Origin of the sequence: Actinoplanes lutulentus (assembly GCF_003259845.1) — a bacterium.
Lineage (GTDB): Bacteria > Actinomycetota > Actinomycetes > Mycobacteriales > Micromonosporaceae > Actinoplanes > Actinoplanes lutulentus.
Map to the genome: position 1 here is coordinate 186,163 of NZ_QLMJ01000013.1, position 20,345 is coordinate 206,507.

The 20,345-nt window shown below is 69.1% G+C and carries 19 protein-coding genes; 11 read left to right on the plus strand and 8 right to left on the minus strand.

What is annotated here, in order from left to right; all coding sequences use genetic code 11:
• Positions 1-344: 344 nt before the first annotated feature.
• The gene (locus B0I29_RS26425) at positions 345-1,295 is read right to left on the minus strand and encodes a diacylglycerol/lipid kinase family protein (protein ID WP_111651775.1); all 951 of its coding nucleotides are present in this window, start codon (positions 1,293-1,295) and stop codon (positions 345-347) included.
• Between the two features lie 52 nt (positions 1,296-1,347).
• Here B0I29_RS26425 and B0I29_RS26430 point away from each other — a divergent pair, with 52 nt between their 5' ends.
• Both B0I29_RS26430 and B0I29_RS26435 read left to right on the plus strand, forming a co-directional pair.
• Entirely contained in the window at positions 1,348-1,743 is a 396-nt protein-coding gene (locus B0I29_RS26430) for a hypothetical protein (RefSeq protein WP_245972749.1), read from the plus strand.
• A 38-nt stretch (positions 1,744-1,781) separates the two neighbouring features.
• Positions 1,782-2,474, plus strand: a complete 693-nt coding sequence (locus B0I29_RS26435; RefSeq protein WP_111651777.1) for a FadR/GntR family transcriptional regulator — start codon at positions 1,782-1,784, stop codon at positions 2,472-2,474.
• 12 nt (positions 2,475-2,486) lie between these two features.
• Here B0I29_RS26435 and B0I29_RS26440 read toward each other — a convergent pair whose 3' ends face one another.
• On the minus strand, positions 2,487-2,882 hold the full coding sequence (locus B0I29_RS26440) for an ATP-binding protein (protein ID WP_181557991.1): 396 nt from the start codon (positions 2,880-2,882) through the stop codon (positions 2,487-2,489).
• 112 nt (positions 2,883-2,994) lie between these two features.
• Positions 2,995-3,399: a superoxide dismutase, Ni gene (gene sodN / locus B0I29_RS26445; RefSeq protein WP_111651779.1), complete on the minus strand. Its 405-nt coding sequence runs from the start codon at positions 3,397-3,399 to the stop codon at positions 2,995-2,997.
• A gap of 86 nt (positions 3,400-3,485) precedes the next feature.
• Here sodN and B0I29_RS26450 point away from each other — a divergent pair, with 86 nt between their 5' ends.
• The 4 genes from B0I29_RS26450 (at position 3,486) to B0I29_RS45910 (ending at position 6,442) form a co-directional block, all read left to right on the plus strand.
• Positions 3,486-3,797, plus strand: a complete 312-nt coding sequence (locus tag B0I29_RS26450) for a S24/S26 family peptidase (protein ID WP_220091409.1) — start codon at positions 3,486-3,488, stop codon at positions 3,795-3,797.
• Positions 3,798-3,938: 141 nt separating this feature from the next.
• Positions 3,939-5,171, plus strand: a complete 1,233-nt coding sequence (locus B0I29_RS26455) for an NAD(P)-dependent malic enzyme (protein ID WP_111651872.1) — start codon at positions 3,939-3,941, stop codon at positions 5,169-5,171.
• Positions 5,172-5,277: 106 nt separating this feature from the next.
• Positions 5,278-6,228 (plus strand): zinc-binding dehydrogenase, encoded by a 951-nt coding sequence (locus B0I29_RS26460; RefSeq protein WP_111651780.1) that lies wholly within the window; start codon positions 5,278-5,280, stop codon positions 6,226-6,228.
• Between the two features lie 49 nt (positions 6,229-6,277).
• Positions 6,278-6,442, plus strand: coding sequence for a hypothetical protein (locus B0I29_RS45910; RefSeq protein ID WP_181557985.1), 165 nt, complete (start codon positions 6,278-6,280; stop codon positions 6,440-6,442).
• Here B0I29_RS45910 and B0I29_RS26465 read toward each other — a convergent pair.
• The 5 genes from B0I29_RS26465 to B0I29_RS26485 all read right to left on the minus strand — a co-directional run bounded on the left by B0I29_RS26465 (position 6,439) and on the right by B0I29_RS26485 (position 14,431).
• The gene (locus tag B0I29_RS26465) at positions 6,439-7,545 is read right to left on the minus strand and encodes an acetate/propionate family kinase (RefSeq protein ID WP_111651781.1); all 1,107 of its coding nucleotides are present in this window, start codon (positions 7,543-7,545) and stop codon (positions 6,439-6,441) included. The genes B0I29_RS45910 and B0I29_RS26465 overlap by 4 nt on opposite strands.
• On the minus strand, positions 7,542-9,608 hold the full coding sequence (gene pta, locus B0I29_RS26470; RefSeq protein ID WP_111651782.1) for a phosphate acetyltransferase: 2,067 nt from the start codon (positions 9,606-9,608) through the stop codon (positions 7,542-7,544). Before pta ends, B0I29_RS26465 begins: the two co-directional genes overlap by 4 nt.
• A 53-nt stretch (positions 9,609-9,661) precedes the next feature.
• Positions 9,662-9,841, minus strand: a complete 180-nt coding sequence (locus tag B0I29_RS26475; RefSeq protein ID WP_111651783.1) for a DUF6104 family protein — start codon at positions 9,839-9,841, stop codon at positions 9,662-9,664.
• Positions 9,842-9,902: 61 nt separating this feature from the next.
• Positions 9,903-13,649, minus strand: a complete 3,747-nt coding sequence (locus tag B0I29_RS26480; protein ID WP_221402739.1) for a multifunctional oxoglutarate decarboxylase/oxoglutarate dehydrogenase thiamine pyrophosphate-binding subunit/dihydrolipoyllysine-residue succinyltransferase subunit — start codon at positions 13,647-13,649, stop codon at positions 9,903-9,905.
• A 128-nt stretch (positions 13,650-13,777) separates the two neighbouring features.
• Positions 13,778-14,431 carry a hypothetical protein gene (locus tag B0I29_RS26485; RefSeq protein WP_111651874.1) on the minus strand — a complete coding sequence of 218 codons (654 nt, stop codon included), beginning with the start codon at positions 14,429-14,431 and terminating at the stop codon, positions 13,778-13,780.
• Between the two features lie 93 nt (positions 14,432-14,524).
• On the opposite strand from B0I29_RS26485, the gene B0I29_RS26490 reads away from it, so the two are divergent.
• From B0I29_RS26490 to B0I29_RS26510, 5 genes are all read left to right on the plus strand, one after another.
• Positions 14,525-15,283, plus strand: a complete 759-nt coding sequence (locus B0I29_RS26490; RefSeq protein ID WP_111651784.1) for a GNAT family N-acetyltransferase — start codon at positions 14,525-14,527, stop codon at positions 15,281-15,283.
• Positions 15,280-16,041: a lysophospholipid acyltransferase family protein gene (locus tag B0I29_RS26495; RefSeq protein ID WP_111651785.1), complete on the plus strand. Its 762-nt coding sequence runs from the start codon at positions 15,280-15,282 to the stop codon at positions 16,039-16,041. The genes B0I29_RS26490 and B0I29_RS26495 overlap by 4 nt, the downstream gene beginning before the upstream one ends.
• 76 nt (positions 16,042-16,117) lie before the next feature.
• The gene (locus tag B0I29_RS26500; RefSeq protein WP_111651786.1) at positions 16,118-16,831 is read left to right on the plus strand and encodes a response regulator transcription factor; all 714 of its coding nucleotides are present in this window, start codon (positions 16,118-16,120) and stop codon (positions 16,829-16,831) included.
• Between the two features lie 8 nt (positions 16,832-16,839).
• The gene (locus B0I29_RS26505) at positions 16,840-18,414 is read left to right on the plus strand and encodes a sensor histidine kinase (RefSeq protein ID WP_111651787.1); all 1,575 of its coding nucleotides are present in this window, start codon (positions 16,840-16,842) and stop codon (positions 18,412-18,414) included.
• Positions 18,415-18,453: 39 nt separating this feature from the next.
• The gene (locus B0I29_RS26510; RefSeq protein WP_111651788.1) at positions 18,454-20,145 is read left to right on the plus strand and encodes a S1C family serine protease; all 1,692 of its coding nucleotides are present in this window, start codon (positions 18,454-18,456) and stop codon (positions 20,143-20,145) included.
• Positions 20,146-20,345: the final 200 nt, after the last annotated feature.

A 20,345-nucleotide genomic window follows, 5' to 3' on the forward strand; every position in this document is an offset into this window, starting at 1 on the left:
AGGCGACGGGTTGTGCCCGCGCGATCACCAGTGCGTCAGCAAGCTATTTGCGTTTGGTGGCTGTTCTGCGCTTCTTGATTAAGGAACGCGCACAAGCAGCAACCGGTTACTTCTTTTCGCTTGTGAATGCTTTCACGAACTCTCGCGATGTCAAGGGTAGCGCCGGAAGTTTCTCCCGCCGGGTGAGCTGGCTCACGCACCCTTATGTCCGGTTCCGTGGTTACTGCCAGAGCCGGATGACGAACGCTCCCATCAATGTAGTACGGTCCTGCCCACTTCGCCGACCTTTTGACCGTGTTTCTGTAACGGATCGTGAGCACCTACCAGGTTCACGTACCCCGTTGTCAGCAGATCACACGCAGAGCTGAGGGGACGGACACGAAGTGCACTTTCTGGCGTTCGCCTAGGTAGTCGCCGTCCAGCTGGAAAGCCTGGGGTCGGGACGCCACCACGGTGAACTCGGCGATGTCATGAAGCCGTAATACTTGTTTACCTCGGAGATCACTGGACTGCCACGCGAGTTGTGTCACGGTCCGTGCGGTGCCGGGGAGGTTGAGGCGGCGCATCGCCATCACGTCGAGGCCCAGATCGAAGGCGGCGCCGGGGTTCGGGTCGACGGACCGCTCACCCACATACGTCCAGGGTGCGGTGTTCTGAACGATCACCGTGCCGATCCCGTTCTCGGTCTCCTCGCCCGGCCGTTCCAGCGACATCGGTGGATCCTTGCGATCCATTCCGGTGAAGAATTGAGATGTCATCGCGCGGACGTAGAGAGCCGGCGTGGAGGTACGCCCCCGGAGGCGGGCCTGCTCCACTTTGCGAATCGTCGCGGCGTCCCAGCCGAGGCCGGCCGCGAAGGTGAAGTACCGGTCGTCGGCCCGGCCGAGATTGATGATCCGGTGCCGGCCGTCGCGGATGCCGTCGAGTATCACGCTGGTGCCGTCCACCCAGTCGCGTGGCATGCCGAGCGCGCGGGCGAAGACGTTTGTGGATCCGCCGGGGACCACGGCGAGCGCCGGAAGCCGGTACGCCAGAGGGCCGGACAACCCGCCGAGAGCGGGAGCCGCGGTCAGCAGTCCGTTGACCGCCTCGTTCACCGTGCCGTCGCCGCCCAGCGTGACGACCAGGTCGACCCCGGTCTCGGCCGCGTCGCGGGCCAGCTTCGTGGCATGGCCGCGCCGTTCCGTGTATCGCACCGTCAGGTCCACCGCGCTGCGCAACGCCCGGACCAGGACATCGCGGCTGCGCTCACTGGTCGTCGTCGCCCTGGGGTTGACCACCAGCAACGCTCGCATGGGCGGCACTGTACCCGTCGAAACGCCTCCGGTCTGTCGGTATGGTGCACGAGTGACCGGAGAGAACCCCGTGAAAGACCGAGCGGCGACCCTCGAATGGGGGGTTCGGCTGCTCTACCTGCAGGCGGCCGGCCTCGCCGTGCTCACGGCGTACCTCGTAGTCCTTGATCTGACCGGGGATGGGATCGACGTGGCGATCGCCGCGTCGCTCACGGTGATGGCCGCTCTGGCCGCGTTCGGGGTTTTCGTGGTGGCGCGCGCTCTCGGGCGCGGCGCGGTCCGTGCGCGGGGCCCGGCGGTCGTGGTTCAGCTGTTCCTGCTGGCGACCGGAGGATTTCTGGTCCAGATCGGCATGATTTGGCTGGGCGTGGGCATGCTGGTTCTAGCCGCGGTGACCGCGGCTCTGATTCTTGTTCCGCCGAGTAGTCGAGCGTTGGGCGTCGATTAGTGGGTCTCCGCCGGCTCATCAGGGCCTAACCTGTATGGGTGACCGGCTCAACGGTGCGCCCGCCCGCATATCAGCAGCTTGCGGACGATTTGCGTGCAGATATCACTTCCGGGCGGCTGCAGCCCGGTGAACGTCTGCCTCCGGAACCCGAACTCTGCGTCAAGATCGGCGTCAGCCGGAGCACGGTGCGCGAGGCGCTGCGGCTTCTCGCCAGCCAGCATCTGATCGTGACGACGCGCGGAGTGACCGGCGGCAGTTTCGTCTCGCATCCGGACGCCGAACAGCTCGCCGACGGGCTGTCGACCGGATTCGCGCTGCTCACCCACTCCGCCAGCGTCGGTCTCGTCGACCTGCTGGAGTTGCGGCGCGCGTTGGAGGTGCCGGCAGCGGGCCTGGCCGCGATGCGCAGGACCGACTCTCACCTGGCCGAGCTGCGTGGCGCGCTCTTCGACCCGGTGATCGACGACTTCGACACGATGATGGCGGCGCATTCCGCGTTTCATCGGGCGATGTCCAAGGCCACCGGCAACCCGCTGTTCGAGCTGGTCGGGAGCCCGCTTTACCAGGCTTCTTACGGCGAGGAGGTCATCGGCGTGCTGCCCGAGGGGTACTGGATGCGCATCGACGCCGACCATCGCCGCCTGGTGGAGTGCCTGATCTCGCAGGACGCCGAGAGTGCGACGCGCGTCGCGGGCGAACACCTCGACTTCATCGCCGAGGCAGTCCGCTGAGAAAAGCCAAACCTAGAATTCGGTACGCCGAGTAAGCAGCCGAATCGTGGCAGAACGCCCGTTGGCCTCGGCCTCGGCCGACGTCGTGAGCGCGGTCAGCACTTTCCACGCGAACGACGACTCGGACGGCAGCCGCGCGCCGCGAACCGTGGAGACGGTGACCTCGACGGTCAGCGCATCGTCGGTGACCGCGAAACGGCACTCCAGCTCGGCGCCGCGCGTGGCTATCGCCAGCAGCATGGCGCATGCCTCGTCGACCGCGATCCGCAAGTCCTCGATCTCGTCGAGCGCGAAGTGCAGCCGCGCCGCGAGACCGGCGGTGGCCGTACGGAGGACACCGAGGTACCCGCCGTCGGCGGGAACGGTCAGTAGTACGACGTCGTCACCGACGTCCGGCCCTGTCTGCATCAGCTGAGTCACCCGAGCCCCTCCTCCTGATGGAGGAGACTCTAGCCGCTCACGCTGAGTAAGGGCAGGCCCGGCTGCCGGAATCACTCCGGCTGCCGGGCCTGGGAACCGCTCAGGCCTGCTTGGTCTCCCAGAAGATCTTGGAGATCTCCTCGATCTTGCCAAGCAGCTGCTCGGCGACGGCCGGGTCGACCGAGCCCTTCGCGCCGGCAGCGCCGGCCAGCTTGGTGGCCTCGTTGAACAGGCCGTGCAGCTGCGGGTACTTCTCGAAGTGCGGTGCCTTGAAGTAGTCGGTCCAGAGCACCCACAGGTGGTGCTTGACCAGCTCGGAGCGCTGCTCCTTGATCAGGATGGCGCGGGTGCGGAACTCCGGGTCGGTGTTCGCCTGGTACTTCTCGGCGATGGCCTTGATCGACTCGGCCTCGATCCGGGCCTGCGCCGGGTCGTAGACCCCACAGGGCAGGTCACAGTGCGCGCTGACAACGGTGCGCGGCGTGAGGAAACGCGGAAGTCGCATCAGGACTCCTCCAAAGAGATTTGCGATGATCCAAGGTTGACACTACCCCTTACACCCATGGGGTAACGCGACGGAGGCTTGATGCCTTGAGATGGCAATTACCACTGTTCGTAGTGCTGGTGCAGGGCCCGTCGATGGTCCCGGCGCTGCGCTCCGGCGACGCTCTGGTGGTCCGCCGCGGCGGCCGCCGGATCCGTCCCGGAGACATCGTGGTGGCGAGCTTCCGGTCCCGGCCCGACCTGCTGGTGGTCAAACGCGCGGTACGCGAACAGGACGGCGGCTGGTGGCTGGAGGGTGACAACGAGTTCGCCTCCGACGACTCGCGGGCGTACGGCGTTGCCGACACGCGGGGCCGTGTGACGTACCGGTACTGGCCCAGGCCAGGGCGTTTGAGTTAAGGTCTTCTGATCCCCAGCGCACACCCGTGCTGCGGTTGCTTTACCGGGTGATCCCCGCATCGCACCTCCCTCTGGCGCATACTCGCGACCAGCAGTGGTCAGGTGCCAACGTGTCAATGACGATGCCGTGTGGAGTTCACCGTGTCTTTTTTCAGTTTTGAGCTCGATCCTGCCCTTGCCGCCGATCCGGTCTTCGACCTGCACCGCCAGGGCAAGATGACGATGAGCGCCACTGTTCCGCTCGCCAGCCGGGACGACCTGTCCCTGGCGTACACCCCGGGTGTCGCCCGGGTCTGTGAGGCGATCGCCGAGGACGAGTCGCTCTACCCCGATTACACCTGGACCGCCAACACGGTCGCCGTGGTCACCGACGGCTCGGCCGTCCTGGGCCTCGGCAACATCGGGCCGAAAGCCGCCATGCCGGTCATGGAGGGCAAGTCGGTCCTGTTCAAGCAGTTCGGCGGGGTCGACTCGATCCCGATCTGCCTCGACACCCAGGACGTCGAGGGCATCATCGCCACGGTCAAGGCGATGGCCCCGTCGTTCGGCGGGATCAACCTGGAGGACATCAGCGCGCCGCGCTGCTTCGAGATCGAGCAGCGCCTCGACGCCGAGCTCGACATCCCGGTCTTCCACGACGACCAGCACGGCACCGCTGTCGTCACGCTCGCCGCGCTGCGCAATGCCGCGAAGCTGCTCGGGCGTCAGTTCGCCGACCTGCGCGTCGTTATCAGCGGCGCCGGCGCGGCCGGTGTCGCGATCACGAAAACGCTGATCGCGGCGGGTGTCCAGGGTGCCAACATGATCGTCTGCGACTCGCGCGGCATCATCCACGCCGACCGGCCCAACCTCGGTCCGGTCAAGGAGCAGCTCGCCGCCACGACGAACATCTCCGGGCGTACCGGTGGCATCGCCGAGGCACTGATCGGCGCGGACGTGCTGGTCGGCGTCTCCGGTGGGGCGATCGAGGAGTCCGCGCTGGCCGGGATGGCGCCGGGCGCGATCATCTTCGCGCTGGCCAACCCGACGCCGGAGGTCCACCCGACGGTCGCGCACAAGTACGCGTCGGTCGTCGCGACCGGCCGCAGCGACTTCCCGAACCAGATCAACAACGTTCTGGCGTTCCCGGGCATCTTCCGCGGCGCGCTCGACGTCCGGGCCACCACGATCACCGACCGGATGAAGGTCGCCGCGGCCGACGCGATCGCCGCGATCGTCTCCGACGACCTGCGTCCCGAGGCGATCGTGCCGTCCCCGCTGGACCCGCGGGTCGCTCCGGCCGTCGCGGCAGCGGTCGCGGCGGCGGCGATCGAGGACGGCGTCGCGCGCCGGTCCGCGGTTCCGGCGCCCGCGGCGGCGGTCGTCCCGGCCTGACCCGGACGGCACCACCATCGGACAAGAGGCCGCGCCGCTCCCGCACAACGCGGGGGCGGCGCGGTGTTCTATTCAAAGGCGTCTTATTCAGCGTTAAGGTCGGCTGATGCGAGCCGCTTACGCCTCCGCCCTGAACCCGGACGAGCCCCTGCGCGGGCTGACCGTCGGTGACCTGCCCGAGCGCGCCACACCCGACGGCTGGGTGCCGGTCGAGGTGCGCGCCTCCTCGCTCAACCACCACGACCTGTGGTCGCTGCGTGGGGTCGGCCTGCCCGCCGACCGGCTGCCGATGATCCTCGGCTGCGACGCGGCCGGCGTCGACCCGGACGGCAACGAGGTCGTCGTCTTCCCGGTGGTCGAGGACAAGGTCGACCCGCGGGGCTTTTCGATCTTCTCCGAGCGTCACCCCGGCGGCATCGCGGAGAGGATCGCGGCACCCCGGGAGAACCTGATCGCGAAACCGGCTGGGGTCTCCTTCGCCGAGGCGGCCTGCCTGCCGACCGCCTGGCTTACGGCGTACCACATGCTCGTGACCCGCGGCCGGATCGCTGAGGGTGGGTCCGTCCTGGTTCAAGGCGCCGGAGGCGGCGTCGCGACCGCGGCGGTCGCGATCGGCGTGGCGCTGGGCAAACGGGTTTACGCGACCAGCCGTGAGCAGTGGAAACGTGAGCGGATCAGCGAGCTCGGCGCGACCGCGCTGGAGCCCGGCGCGCGGCTGCCGGAGCGGGTGGACGTGGTGATCGAGTCGGTTGGCGAGCCCACGTTCGACCACTCGATGAAGTGCGCGGCGCCCGGCGCCCGGATCGTGGTGTGCGGCGCGACCGCCGGACACAAGGCCACCATCGACCTGCGCCGGGTCTTCGCCATGCGGATCGAGATCCTGGGCAGCAGCATGGGTACGCCCGACGAGCTCGCCGCGCTGCTGCAACTGGTCGCCGACAGCACGGTCCGCCCGGTGATCGACTCGACGCACCCGTTCAGCGAGGCGGCGAAGGCGTTCGAGCGGCTCGACGCGGGCGAGGTCTTCGGCAAGGTGGTAATCGATCATCTCGCCTGATCAGGTGGTCTGTTTCGCCATCCTTGACCCGTTTCGCTAGGGTCGGCGCATGTCTGACAACAGCGTCGACCCCAGCGGCAACACCGAGGCGTTCCGCGCGTTCACCCGGACGACGTCCGACTCCGAGTCGTCGTCGTCCAAGCTTCCGTTCGTGATCGGTGGCGTGGTCGCCCTCGTCGTCCTGATCGCCCTCGTAACCTGGCTCGCGCTCTAGGAAACGGCCTTCCGGGCCTCCGAAGCGATCTCCAGCTCCTCCTCGGTCGGCACCACACACACGGTGATCGGTGATCCGTCCGGGGAGATGATCAACTCATTGCGAGCGTTGCGGTCCGGGTCCACCGTGATGCCGAGGGCTTCCAGCCCGGCCAGCGCGTGTTCCCGGACCCGCGGCGCGTTCTCGCCGACCCCGGCGGTGAACGTGATCGCGTCCACCCGGCCGAGCACGGCCAGGTACGACCCGACGTACTCCCGGATCCGCCGGCAGAAGACGTCGAACGCCAGCCGCGCATCCTCGTCGCCGGCTCCGGCGCGCTCCAGGACGGTACGCATGTCGTTGGCGCCGGAGAGGCCGAGCAGCCCGGATCTCCGGGTCAGCATGTCCTCGATCTCGTCGAGCGACAGTCCGGCCACCCGGTGCAGGTGGAAGATCAGGCTCGGGTCGATGTCACCCGAACGGGTGCCCATCACCAGGCCGGGCAGCGGGGTCATGCCCATCGACGTCGCCACGCTTCGCCCACCGCGGACCGCGGCGGCGCTCGCGCCGTTGCCGAGATGCAGCGTGATCACGTTCGCCTCGCCGGCCGGCTTGCCGATCACCCGTGCCGTCTCCCGGGAAACGTACGCGTGCGAGGTCCCGTGGAACCCGTACCGGCGCAGCCCCCACCGGCTGGCGAGGTCCTTGTCGACCGCCCAGAGCGCGCCTTCCGGCGGGATCGTCGCGTGGAACGCGGTGTCGAAGACCGCCACCTGAGGCACGTCCGGCAGCAACTTGCGGGCCACCCGCAGGCCGGTCAGCGCGCCCGGGTTGTGCAGCGGGGCCAGCGGGATGAGCTCCTCGATCGCGGCCAGCACCTCGTCGTCCACCACTGTCGCCGAGGTGAACCGCTCGCCGCCGTGCACCACCCGGTGGCCGACCGCGGACAGCCCGGTCAGGTCCAGGTCGTCCATCAGCGTGCGCAGGGCCTCGTCGTGGTCGGCCGCGTCACCGTCGGCCTCGCCGATCCGCTGGACCAGGCCTTTGGTGAGCACCTCGTCACCGTCGTAAAGCCGGTATCGCAGCGACGACGAGCCGCAGTTGAGCACGAGTACCCGGGTCATTTCGCTCCCGCCTGGATCGCCGTGATGGCGACCGTGTTGACGATGTCCTTGACCGTGGCGCCCCGGGACAGGTCGTTGACCGGCGCGCGCAGGCCCTGCATGACCGGGCCGACCGCCACCGCGTTCGCCGATCGCTGCACGGCCTTGTACGTGTTGTTACCCGTGTTCAGGTCGGGGAACACGAAGACGGTCGCCTTACCGGCCACCAGGCTGCCGGGCAGTTTCGCGGCGGCGACGGCCGGGTCGATCGCCGCGTCGTACTGGATGGGTCCCTCGACCGGCAGGTCGGGCCGTCGCTCGCGGACCAGCGCGGTGGCCGCCGCGACCTTCTCCACGTCGGCGCCGGAACCGGAACTTCCGGTGGAGTACGACAGCATCGCGACCCGTGGCTCGATGCCGAACGCGGCAGCCGTCTGCGCCGACGAGAGCGCGATGTCGGCGAGCTGTGCGGCGTCCGGGTCCGGGTTGACCGCGCAGTCGCCGTAGACCAGCACCCGGTCGGCGAGCAGCATGAAGAAGACGCTCGACGCCACCGACAGGCCCGGAACCGTCTTGATGATCTCGAAAGCCGGCCGGATGGTGGCGGCCGTCGTGTGGTTCGCGCCGGAGACCATGCCGTCGGCCAGGCCGGCCGCGACCATCATGGTGCCGAAGTAGTTCACGTCCCGGACCACGTCGAACGCCAGGTCCAGCGTGACGCCGCGGTGTTTGCGCAGCTCCGCGTACCGGGATGCGAAGTCCTCGCGCCACTGGCTGGACGACGGGTCGACCAGCTGCGCCCCGCCGATCTCCACACCGATCTCCCGGGCCCGCCGGGTGATCTCCGCCGGGTCGCCGAGCAGGGTGAGGTCGGCGACGTCACGCCGCAGCAGCGTCTCGGTGGCCCGCAGGATCCGCTCCTCGGTGCCCTCCGGCAGCACCAGGTGCCGCCGGTCGCCGCGAGCCTTGTCGATCAGGTCGTTCTCGAACATCAGCGGGGTCACCCGGCTGGACCGGGCCACGTCCAGCATCCGCGACAGCTCCGCGGTGTCCACGTTCTTCTCGAAGACGCCGAGCGCCGCCTCGACCTTGCGGGGTGTGCTCAGCTCCGCCTTGATCCGGCCGGCCGCCGCGATCGTGTGGTAGCTGTCCGCCTGGGAGATCAGGATGGCGAGGCCGGTGTTCAGGCGCTCGATGACCTCGACGGCTTGCGGGTCCGGCGGCTCGCCGAGGGTCAGCACCAGACCGGCCAGGGTGGCGGTGCCGGCCGCGTGCGCGGCGCTCGCCGCCACCAGCAGGTCCGCGCGGTCGCCGGGGGTGATCAGCAGTGCGCCCTCGGTCAGGTGTTTCAGGACGGTGGGCACCTGGGCGGCGCCGACCACGTAATCCAGCACGTCGCGGTCCAGGGCGCTGGGCGTACCCATGAAGACCGTGGCGTCCAGCGCGGCAGCGACCTCGGCCACCGTCGGCGCGGCGATGGCCGCGACCTCGGGCATCGCCCAGACCGGAACCGGCAGGCCGGCGATCTTTTCAAGATCGAAGGGCACGCGGTTGGCGATCACCGCGAGAACGGTCGCGCCCAGATCAACAAGCGAGTGGTACGCGCTACGCGCCGCCGCCGCGAGCGACTCAGGGGTACGCCCCTCGCCGCTGACCACCGGGACCACCACACTGCCGAATTCGGTCGCGAGGCGCGCGTTGAAGGCCAATTCCCGGGGCAGCTCCTCGCGGCCCTCGTCGGCCTTGTCGGAGAAATCGCTGCCGATCACGACGACGGCCGCACTGCGCCGCTCGACGTCCCGGTAACGCTCCACGATCCGGCCGATCAGCTCCTCCCGGCGGCCGTCGGCGACCAGCGCGGATGCCTCGGCCATGGTGACGCCGAAGGACTCCTCGTACGGCACCGGGCCGGGATAACGATCCCGGAGGACGGAGAGAAGCGGATCTCGGTCCTGGCCCGCCACCAGGGGACGGAAGACCGCCACCTGAGCGACTCGCCGGGACAGCAACTCGACGATGCCGAGCGCCACGGTTCCTTTACCGACACCGGGGCCCAAGCCCGCGACGTACACACTGCGTGCCACGGATTCAACCTACCGGCAGGATCACCGCGCGGCCGGGCCGAAAGTCCCGAGTTCTATTCGTCGTCGTCCTCGTCGTCGCGGGCCAGCCAGGTGGCGAAGCGCTCGATCGGCGTCTCGAACTCGGGGTTCATGTCGACGAAGGTGCGCAGCTGCTCGCCGATCCACTCCAGGGTCACGGTCTCCTCGCCACGACGCTGGACGAGTTCCTCGATGCCACGGTCGGTGAAGTACATGCCCGGATAGTAGAAGGGGCCGCCCCGGTTTCCCGGAGCAGCCCCTTCCCTTTTCAGGCTGTTACGGGCGGGGCAGCGAGGCCTCGACCAGCGCCGCCTGCTCGGCCTCGTGCATCTTCGCCGAGCCGACCGCCGGGGCGGCCGCGGCCGGGCGGGAGATCCGCCGCAGGCGGACACCCTCCAGGTGCTCGAGCAGGTTGAGCGCCACGAACGACCAGGCGCCCTGGTTGGCCGGCTCCTCCTGGACCCAGGCGAAGTCCTCGGCGTTCGGGTACTGCGCGAGCACCGCCTTGAGCTCCTCGACCGGCAGCGGGTAGATCTGCTCCATCCGGATGATCGCGGTGTCGGTGTTGCCGCGCTCGGCCCGCGCCTGGAACAGGTCGTAGTAGACCTTGCCCGAGCAGAGCAGAACCCGCTTCACCGCGTTCGCGTCCAGCTGCGTGCCGTTGATCCCGGCGTCGCCGATGATCGGCTGGAACGTGCCCTCGGTGAAGTCGGCGACCGACGACACCGCGAGCTTGTGGCGCAGCAGCGATTTCGGCGAGAAGACCACCAGCGGCTTGCGCTTGCTGCTCAGTGCCTGGCGGCGCAGCAGGTGGAAGTAGTTCGCCGGAGTGGTCGGGTTCGCCACCCGCATGTTGTCCTGCGCGCAGAGCTGCAGGAACCGCTCGGGACGGCCGGACGAGTGGTCCGGGCCCTGGCCCTCCTGGCCGTGCGGGAGCAGCAGCACCAGCGACGACTGCTGGCCCCACTTCACCTCGCCGGAGGAGATGAACTCGTCCACGATCGACTGGGCGCCGTTGACGAAGTCGCCGAACTGCGCCTCCCAGAGGACCAGCGCTTCGGTGTTCTCCACCGAGTAGCCGTACTCGAAGCCCATCGCCGCGTACTCGCTGAGCAGCGAGTCGTGCACGAAGAACCGGGCGTTGCCGGTCGCCAGCGTGGAGATCGGCAGGAAGTCCTTGCCGGTTTTCGCGTCGACGATGGCGGCGTGCCGCGAGGTGAACGTGCCACGCCGCGAGTCCTGGCCGGCGAGACGGACCGTGACGCCCTGGCCGAGCAGCGACCCGAACGCGATCAGCTCACCGAAGCCCCAGTCGATGCCGCCGTCCGACGACATCTTGGCGCGGCGGTCGAGCAGCTGCTGGACCCGCTTGTGCGGGGTGAAGCCCTCGGGCAGCTCGACGTGCGACTGACCGACCGCGCGGACCACGTCGGTGCCGATCGCGGTCTGCACCTCGGGCTCGGCCTCCTCGGTGAGGCTGCGCGGGCGGGGCGGGGTGCCACCGGCGTCCCGGGTGGCCTTGAACACGTCCTCGAGGCGGCCCTGGTAATCGCGGAGCTGCTCCTCGGCCTCCTGCACGGTGATGTCACCGCGGCCGATCAGCTCCTCGGTGTACAGCTTCCGCACGCTGCGCTTGGTGTCGATGATCTGGTACATCCGCGGGTTGGTCATCGAGGGGTCGTCGCCCTCGTTGTGACCACGGCGGCGGTAGCAGATCATGTCGATGACGACGTCCTTGTTGAACGTCTGCCGGTACTCGAAAGCCAGCTTCGCGACGCGGACGACCGCTTCCGGGTCGTCGCCGTTCACGTGGAAGATCGGGGCCTGGATCATCCGGGCCACGTCGGTCGAGTACATCGACGAGCGGCTGTACTCCGGCGCGGTGGTGAAGCCGACCTGGTTGTTCACGATGACGTGCACCGTGCCACCGGTCCGGTAACCACGCAGCTGCGACAGGTTCAGCGTCTCGGCGACCACGCCCTGACCGGCGAACGCGGCGTCACCGTGCACCAGCACCGGCAGCACCGTGTAACCGTGCAGGCCCAGGTCGAGACGGTCCTGCTTGGCCCGGACGATGCCCTCGAGCACCGGGTCGACAGCCTCCAGGTGCGACGGGTTCGCCACCACGCTGACGGTCGTCGAGCTCTCGCCGTCCGGCGTCGTGTACTTGCCGGTCTGGCCCAGGTGGTACTTGACGTCACCGGAGCCGTGAGCCGACCGCGGGTCCATCTGACCCTCGAACTCGTTGAAGATCTTTTCGTACGGCTTGCCGACGATGTTGGTCAGAACGTTCAGCCGGCCGCGGTGGGCCATGCCGATGACCATCTCGTCCAGGCCGGCCTCGGCGGACGACTGGAGAACCGCGTCGAGCAGCGGGATCAGCGACTCGCCACCCTCCAGCGAGAACCGCTTCTGACCGACGTACTTGGTCTGCAGGAAGGTCTCGAAGGCCTCGCCGGCGTTCAGCCGGTGCAGGATGTGCTTCTGCTCGTCGGCGTCCGGCTTCGTGTACTTGACCTCGATGCGCTCCTGGACCCAGCGGCGCTCCTCCGGGTCCTGGATGTGCATGTACTCGATGCCGACCCGGCGGCAGTAGCTGTCGCGCAGCACACCGAGCACGTCACGCAGCTTCATCTTCTGCTTGCCGGCGAAGCCGCCGACCGGGAAGGTCCGGTCGAGGTCCCAGAGGGTCAGGCCGTGCTGGAGCACGTCCAGGTCAGGGTGCTTGCGGATGGTGAACTCGAGCGGATCGGTGTCGGCCATCAGGTGACCGCGCACCCGGTACGCGTGGATCAGCTCGACCACCCGGGCGGCCTTGTCGATCTGGCCCTCGGAGGTGCGGGCCACGTCGCGAACCCAGCGGACCGGCTCGTACGGAATCCGCAGCGACGTGAAGATCTCGTCGTAGAAACCGTGGTTGCCGAGCAGCAGCTCGTGCATCACCTTGAGGAACTCGCCGGACTGCGCGCCCTGGATGACCCGGTGGTCGTACGTGCTGGTGAGCGTGGTGACCTTGCTCACGCCGAGCTCGGTCAGCATGTCGTCGCTCATGCCGGAGTACGGCGCCGGATATTCCATCGCGCCGACGCCGATGATGGCGCTCTGCCCGTTCATCAGGCGCGGGATGGAGTGGACGGTGCCGATGCCGCCGGGGTTGGTCAGCGAGATCGTCGTCCCGGAGTAGTCCTCCATGGTCAGCTCGTTGCGGCGGGCGCGCCGGACCACGTCCTCGTACGCCTGCCAGAACTGACGGAAGTCCATCGTCTCGCAGTTCTTGATCGACGGGACGACCAGAGTGCGGGAGCCGTCCTTTTTCGCCAGGTCGATCGCGATGCCGAGGTTGATGTGCTCCGGCTGGACAAGGTTCGGCTTGCCGTCGATCTCGGCGAACGAGTTGTTCATCTCCGGGTGCTGCACCACCGCGCGGATCAGCGCCCAGCCGATCAGGTGGGTGAAGCTGACCTTGCCACCACGCCCGCGGGAGAGGTGGTTGTTGACGACGATGCGGTTGTCGACCATCAGCTTGGCCGGGACCGCGCGCACCGAGGTGGCGGTCGGTACCTCGAGCGAGGCCGACATGTTCTGGACGATCTTGGAAGCGACCCCGCGGAGCGGGGTGGTCTTCGCGTCGGAGGGCACGGTGGACGATGGCTTGGGAGCGGCCTTCTCCACCGGGGCCGGCTTCGGCTTCGGCTCGGTCTTGGGCTCGGCCGGCGGGGTCACCGGCTTGACCGGGGCCACCGTGGCCGCCGCCGGTGCGTCAGTGCCCGCTTTCGCCGCGGACGCGGTGGCGGTGGCCGCCTTGGCCTCGTCCGGAGTCGCGATCGATCCCGATGCCATCGCCGGCTTGTAGTCGGCGAAGAAGTCGTGCCAGGCGGGGTCGACACTGGTCGGGTCGGCCAGGTAGCGCTGGTACATCTCATCGACGATCCACTCGTTGGGACCGAAGTCCGCGAGTGGATTGTCCTGCGAAGTCTGCTGCGTCGACACTGCCGCGTTCGCCTCTTTCACCGTGTTTGTCATCACGTGACTGCTCCGTCACGCGGGACGGGTAGGATTCCCGCTCAAGGCTACGCCGTGCTTGAGCGCCCTCCGACCGGACGTCCACTCTGTGACCAACTGCCTTCCGCGAGATCTGCTTGCGCGAGGCGTCAGCCGGTCGTGATCCAGGTCGCCCGCGCGATCGCGAGCCTTCTTCCATCGGGGCCGTAAACGGCGGAATCGACCATTGCCTTGCGGCCCTCGATCGCGGTGGCGGCGCCGACCACCACGCACTCGTCGCCCGGTGACGGCAGGGCCTCCACCGACGCGGCGATCCGGCCCAGGACGTACGCCCGGCCGGTCGCGATCGCGGCCCAGCCTCCCGGGCAGTCCAGCGCGGCCCACATCGTCGGCTCGGAGACCTCGTCCGGGACCGTCCACGGCGCCGCCGTCCGCCCGTCGGCCAGCACACCGGGGAAGAGCCGCAGCCCGTCCGGGTGGTCCGGCCCGCAGACGAAGCAGGTGGGGAAGGGGTGCGAGGTGAAACCGGGATATCCGGCCGAGGCCGCGACCGCGTCCGCCCTCGGCACCGGCGGCACATCCGCACCGGTGAAGGCGGCCGGCGGCGCCGGCGCGATCGAGGCGACCAGCGTCTCCCCGGACCAGATCGCGTCGTCGCGCAGGTCGAGCGAAACGCCGAGAGGCGGCGGGACCCGGAGCGTCACCTGGGCCGGTCGCACGCCTGTGGCCTGCGCGAACACACCCGCGCACCAGCCTCCGTTACCGGTGCCGGGCGGGCCGTTGAAGCGATCCGGGATCAGCATCCACCGACTCTCGCACAAGTCGTTCATCCACCGGTCACGCATCGCCTCCTGATCCGACACGCCATCGGCAGTTGTCACCCTTACACAGATCTCATGGCAGTTCTGATGACAGCCGCCGCACCCACCGGGACCAGCGGCTACACGCTTCTCATCGCGGACGACGCGAGCCTCGTCGAGGCAGCGCAGCGGCTGCGCCACGAGGTCTTCGCCGGCGAACTCGGCGCCACTCTCGCAGGACCGGACGGACTCGACTCCGACGAGTTCGACCAGTACTGCGATCACCTGCTCGTCCGGGACGACTCGACCGGCGAGGTGGTGGGCACCTATCGGATGCTCCCGCCGCGCGCCGCCGAGCTGGCCGGCCGCCGGTACGCGGACGGCGAGTTCGACCTGAGCGCCCTCCGACCGCTGCGGGACCACCTGGTCGAGATCGGCCGGTCCTGTGTGCACCCGGACCACCGCTCCGGCGCCGTGGTCAACCTGATGTGGGCCGGCATCGCCCGGTACATGCACCTCAACAACCTGCGCTGGCTGGGCGGATGCGCCTCGGTGCCGCTCGCCGACGGTGGCGCCCTGGCTGCCGGTGTCCGGGAGCGGGTCAACGCGAAGCACCTCTCCCCGCCGGCCATGCGGGTCCGCCCGCGCCGTCCGTGGACTCCGGCCGAAGGGCTGACCGGCGATCCGAAGGTGCAGCCTCCGGCCCTGCTCAAGGGTTACCTGCGGCTGGGCAGCTGGGTCTGCGGCGAGCCGGCGTACGACGCGGACTTCGACTGTGCCGACTTCTACGTGCTCTTCTCGATGGACCGGCTGGACCCGCGGTACCGCCGGCACTTCCTGGGAGCGACGCGATGAACTGGCACCCCGCCTCCGGGTGCGATGACGGCTGCCGGCCGGGCGGGCACACGCGGGTGCGGCCGGTCACCGCCGGACTGCGGGTGGCCGGGCTCATCGGCGTACTCCTGACGGGTTTGCTGCCCGCGGCGCTGCTGCGCGGCGCCGCGCTGCAGGCCTTGCCCCGCGCCATCCTCGCGGTTCTCGGTGTTCGCCTGGTCTGGCGCGGTGCGGTGCCGCGACCCGGCAGCCTGCTGGTCGCCAATCACGTCTCCTGGCTGGACATCGTCGCGCTGTACTCGGTGGTGCCGGTGCGGCTGGTGGCGAAACACGATGTGCGGGAGTGGCCGGCGATCGGCGCGACCGCGGATCGCAGCGGCGCCATCTTCATCGATCGGACCAGGCCGAAAACGCTGCCCAGGACGGTGGGCGAGGTCGCTGCCGCGCTTCGCGGCGGTCGCTCGGTCGCGCTCTTTCCCGAGGGTACGACCTACTGCGGCACCGAGTCCGGCCCGTTCCGTCCGGCCCTGTTCCAGGCGGCGATCGACGCGGAAGCGCCGGTGGTGCCGATCTCGATCAGTTACGACTCGACCGAGGCGGCGTTCGTCGGCGAGGACACGCTCTGGGAGTCGGTGCTGCGGGTGGCCCGGGTCCGCAGGCTCACCGTGACCCTGGCGGCTGCGCCGGCGCTGCGACCGGAGCCGGGTGCCGGTCGGCAGACGCTGGCTCGGGCGGCGCAGTCCAGCCTGGGCGGGAGCGGTTACCGCCTGGCGGCCTGATGAGCGGGGTAACTCTCACAGATAATTTTCAGCAAGTGTGCAGCCATGGCGCAGCGGACGGCGAAAGAATGGCGCCATGGCCGTTCAGACCCAGCCCAAGCAGAGCGAGGCGAAACTGCTCGTCGTCGAGGACGATGCGAACATCCTCGAGCTGCTCTCCGCCAGCCTGCGTTTCGCCGGGTTCGATGTCACCACCGCGACCAGTGGCAGCGCGGCCGTCAGCGCCGCGCGCAACTCGACGCCTGACCTAGTCGTCCTCGACGTCATGCTTCCCGACCTCGACGGTTTCGAGGTCATCCGCCTGATGCGCGAGGGCGGCCAGCGGACCCCGGTGGTCTTCCTGACCGCTCGCGACGGCACCGAGGACAAGATTCGCGGCCTGACGCTCGGCGGCGACGACTACGTGACCAAGCCGTTCAGCCTTGAGGAGCTCACCGCCCGGATCCGGGCGGTGCTGCGCCGCACCACAGCGGGCGAGGAGCAGCCGTCCCGGCTGGTCTTCGCCGACCTGGAGCTGGACGAGGAGACGCACGAGGTCTACCGGGCGGGCAGCCGGGTGCAGCTCTCGCCGACCGAGTTCAAGCTGCTGCGTTACCTGATGCTCAACGCCAACCGGGTGCTCTCCAAGGCGCAGATCCTGGACCACGTGTGGAAATACGACTTCCGCGGTGACGACAACATCGTCGAGTCCTACATCTCGTACCTTCGCCGGAAGGTGGACAACGTCCAGCCTCGCCTGATCCACACGCTGCGCGGCGTGGGATACGTCCTGCGCAAGCCAGCCGTCTAGGCGCCGGAGTGAAACTCGCCGAGCGGGTTCGTGGCTCGATCCCGCTGCATCCGACCCTGCGCAAGATCTCGCTGCGCACCAAGCTGGTCGCGTCGGTGCTGGTGCTGGTGTTCGCCGCGCTCACGCTGATCAGCGCCACCAGCACGTACGCGCTGAACACCTACCTGATCAGCCGGATGGACGATCAGCTCAAGCGGTTCGCGTACGAGCGGATCAAGGCCGGCTTCACCGGTTCCTCGATCGTGCTGCCCTCGGATTACCTGACCACCACCAAGTCGGTGACCGGGGTCGGCCGGATGCACGTCGGCGGCGAGTACACCGCGGGCCAGCTGCCGCAGATCCTCACCGGGGTCGAGGAGATCAGCAAGCACGACAGCACGCCGTACACGACCCGGTCGGTCGACGGCACGATGACCTGGCGGATGCTCGTGGTCCGCACCGACAACGACTCGGCCCTCTACGTCGGCCAGCGGATGTCCGGGGTGGACGCGGTCATCGCCTGGCTCGTCTGGGTCGACTTCCTGGTCGGCGGCGCGGTGCTGGTGGCGCTCGCCGCGATCGGCGCGGCGCTGGTCCGGCAGACGCTCATCCCGCTCGTGCAGATCGAGCGGACCGCGGCGGCGATCGGCGCGGGCGACCTGACCCGCCGGGTCCCCGACCCGGAGGAGAACGACGGCGATCCCACCACCGAGCTCGGCCGGCTCTCCCGGGCGCTGAACGCGATGCTCGCCCAGATCGAGACGGCATTCCTGGCCCGCGCGCACTCCGAGCAGGCGGCCCTGGCCGCCGAGCAGGCAGCGCGCGAGGCTGCGGTGGCCGCGCAGGGCTCCGAGGCGCGGGCGCTGGAGTCCGAGGGCAAGATGCGGCAGTTCGTCGCGGACGCCTCGCACGAGTTGCGGACCCCGCTCACCACGATCCGCGGTTTCGCCGAGTTGTACCGGCAGGGCGCCGTCTCCGATCCGGACGCGGTGGCCCGGCTGGTCCGGCGCATCGAGGACGAGGCGGCCCGGATGGGCCTGCTCGTCGAAGACCTGCTGCTGCTGGCCCGGCTCGATCGGGAACGCCCTCTCACGCTCGCCCCGGTGGAGCTGCCGGTGCTCGCGCTGGACGCGGTGCAGGCCGCCGAGGCCATGGCGCCGGACCGCGAGATCCTCCTCGAAGTGCGCGACGAGCCGGAGCGCCTGGTGGCGTACGGGGACGACGCCCGGCTGCGCCAGGTGATCGGCAATCTGATGACCAACGCTCTGGTGCACACCCCGGCCGACGCGACCGTGACGCTGCGGCTGCACGCCGGTGAGGGCGACACGGCGGTGGTCGAGGTCGCGGACTCCGGGCCGGGGCTCAGCCCGGAGCAACGGGAGCGGGTTTTCGAGCGGTTCTATCGGGCGGACGGTGCGCGTACCCGCAACACCGATCGGGAGGCCACCGGGACCGGGCTCGGCCTCGCGATCGTGGCGGCGATCGTCCGTGCGCACCAAGGTTCTGTGGAGGTTCACTCCGAGGGAGGCAAGGGCGCGACCTTCAGCGTCACGTTGCCCACCATAAATCCGGATAAAGGGTTCACAGAAAACGTCCAGGGGTAACACAGTTCGGTACGAGTACGACAGGGCAGAGTTAAGCGTATGAACGAGAACGAGACCGACCCGCGGCCCGCGGACGCCGTTGCTGGAGACAGCGCGGCGCGGGTGGAGTCTGAGCAGCCGACCGCCGCACAGCCGACGATTGTGCCGCCGACCGCCGCTCCCCAGTCCGCGGCACCCCACAACATCGCGGCCGCCCAGCCGCAACCGGCACAGCCGCAGCCCGCGCAGGAACAGTTCGCACAGCCGCAGCCCACGCAGCCCGTGCAACCCCAGCCGCCGGCCGCGCCGCAGAGCCCCTGGGCGCCGTGGCAGCAGCAGGCACCCCAGCAGCAGGCCCCGCAGGACCCGGCCGCCCAGCCGACCTCGGCCCAGCCGGCTTACGCCCAGCCCGCTTCCGGGCAGCCCTACTCCTCCGCGACCGACCCGGTCACCGGCCAGCCCTACGGCTACGGCCAGCCGTACCAGGGTTATCAGGCCCCGCAGGGCTACGCCGGTTACCAGCAGACCGGTTACCAGGACTACGCGCAGCAGGCTGCGTACGCCGGGGCCTGGCAGCCCGGTGGCACGCAGACCGCTGAGGGCGTCGTCCCGCCGTGGGCCGGCGGCGACCAGCGTCCGCAGCGCTCCGGCCGTGGCCGCAAGATCTTCCTGGCCGGTGCAGCCGCCGTGCTGATCGCGCTCGGCGCGGGCGGGGTCGGCGCCGCGACCGCTCTGGCCCTCGACGACGGCAGCACCCCGCAGAGCGTGCAGACCGGCAACTCCTCGGTCACCCGGGTGGTCGACCGGTCCTCGCTCGCCGAGATCGCCGCCGCGGTCCAGGACAGCGTCGTCTCGATCACGACGGGTTCCGGTGAGGGTTCCGGCGTCGTGCTCAGCGCCGACGGCTACATCGTGACCAACAACCACGTGGTCTCGACCGCCACCGGCGGCAAGGTCAACATCATCTTCGCGGACGGCACTAAAGCCACCGCTGAGGTGGTCGGCACCGATGCGCGTACCGACCTCGCCGTGGTGAAGGCCAGTGGCGTCTCCGGGCTGAAGGCCGCGAAGTTCGCCGACAGCTCGCAGATCCAGGTCGGCGACACGGTGCTGGCTCTCGGCAGCCCGCTCGGCCTGGAGGGCTCGGTGACCGCCGGCATCATCAGCGCCAAGGACCGGACCATCCAGTCGGCCAGCGAGGACGAGCAGGAGCAGACCCCGTCGAACCCGTTCGGCGGCAGCCAGGAAGAGCAGCAGCAACAGCAGCAGAGCACCTCGACCACGATGACCGGGCTGCTGCAGACCGACGCCCCGATCAACCCGGGTAACTCCGGTGGCGCGCTGGTCAACACGAACGGCGAGGTCGTCGGCATCAACTCGGCGATCGCCACCTCGGGTTCCAGCTCCGGCAACATCGGTCTCGGCTTCGCGATCCCGAGCAACAAGGCGGCCGACGTCGCCAACCAGCTGATGGCGGGCAAGAAGGTCAGCCACCCGGCGCTCGGCGTCAGCGTGACCGACGGCGAGAACGGCGGGGCCCTGGTCAGCACGGTCACCGCCGACAGCGCGGCCTCGAAGGCCGGCCTTCAGCAGGGCGACGTGGTCACCAAGGTCGACGGCAAGACGATCGACGAGTCCGACGATCTGGTCGCGGCGGTCCAGGCCGGCAGCGTCGGCCAGAAGCTGTCCATCACGTTCACCCGAAACGGTAGTGAGCAGACCGTCACGGTGACGCTCCAAGAGGCCCAGTAACGGGCTCCACACAGACGACCCTCTCGCTACGGCGGGTGACGTGACCCGGGGGTGGGCGCGTCACCCGCCGTATTCCTATCTATGTCGTGATTCAGGACCTTCCCGACCAACCGCCAGTATTTGCCACACCAGACTCGCGTTTGCCCAGGCAACCGCCTACTCTCCATTCGCCCTCTGGGCGTTGTCTTGTGGAGTGAGAG

Bases quoted from the DNA above. Each gene is read 5' to 3' on its own strand.
- B0I29_RS26425 (WP_111651775.1), bottom strand. From the start codon at position 1,295: ATGCGAGCGTTGCTGGTGGTCAACCCCAGGGCGACGACGACCAGTGAG.
- B0I29_RS26440 (WP_181557991.1), bottom strand. From the start codon at position 2,882: ATGCAGACAGGGCCGGACGTCGGTGACGACGTCGTACTACTGACCGTT.
- sodN (WP_111651779.1), bottom strand. From the start codon at position 3,399: ATGCGACTTCCGCGTTTCCTCACGCCGCGCACCGTTGTCAGCGCGCAC.
- B0I29_RS26460 (WP_111651780.1), top strand. From the start codon at position 5,278: ATGCGAGCCGCTTACGCCTCCGCCCTGAACCCGGACGAGCCCCTGCGC.
- B0I29_RS45910 (WP_181557985.1), top strand. From the start codon at position 6,278: ATGTCTGACAACAGCGTCGACCCCAGCGGCAACACCGAGGCGTTCCGC.
- B0I29_RS26465 (WP_111651781.1), bottom strand. From the start codon at position 7,545: ATGACCCGGGTACTCGTGCTCAACTGCGGCTCGTCGTCGCTGCGATAC.
- B0I29_RS26475 (WP_111651783.1), bottom strand. From the start codon at position 9,841: ATGTACTTCACCGACCGTGGCATCGAGGAACTCGTCCAGCGTCGTGGC.
- B0I29_RS26480 (WP_221402739.1), bottom strand. From the start codon at position 13,649: ATGACAAACACGGTGAAAGAGGCGAACGCGGCAGTGTCGACGCAGCAG.
- B0I29_RS26485 (WP_111651874.1), bottom strand. From the start codon at position 14,431: ATGCTGATCCCGGATCGCTTCAACGGCCCGCCCGGCACCGGTAACGGA.
- B0I29_RS26490 (WP_111651784.1), top strand. From the start codon at position 14,525: ATGGCAGTTCTGATGACAGCCGCCGCACCCACCGGGACCAGCGGCTAC.
- B0I29_RS26495 (WP_111651785.1), top strand. From the start codon at position 15,280: ATGAACTGGCACCCCGCCTCCGGGTGCGATGACGGCTGCCGGCCGGGC.
- B0I29_RS26500 (WP_111651786.1), top strand. From the start codon at position 16,118: ATGGCCGTTCAGACCCAGCCCAAGCAGAGCGAGGCGAAACTGCTCGTC.
- B0I29_RS26510 (WP_111651788.1), top strand. From the start codon at position 18,454: ATGAACGAGAACGAGACCGACCCGCGGCCCGCGGACGCCGTTGCTGGA.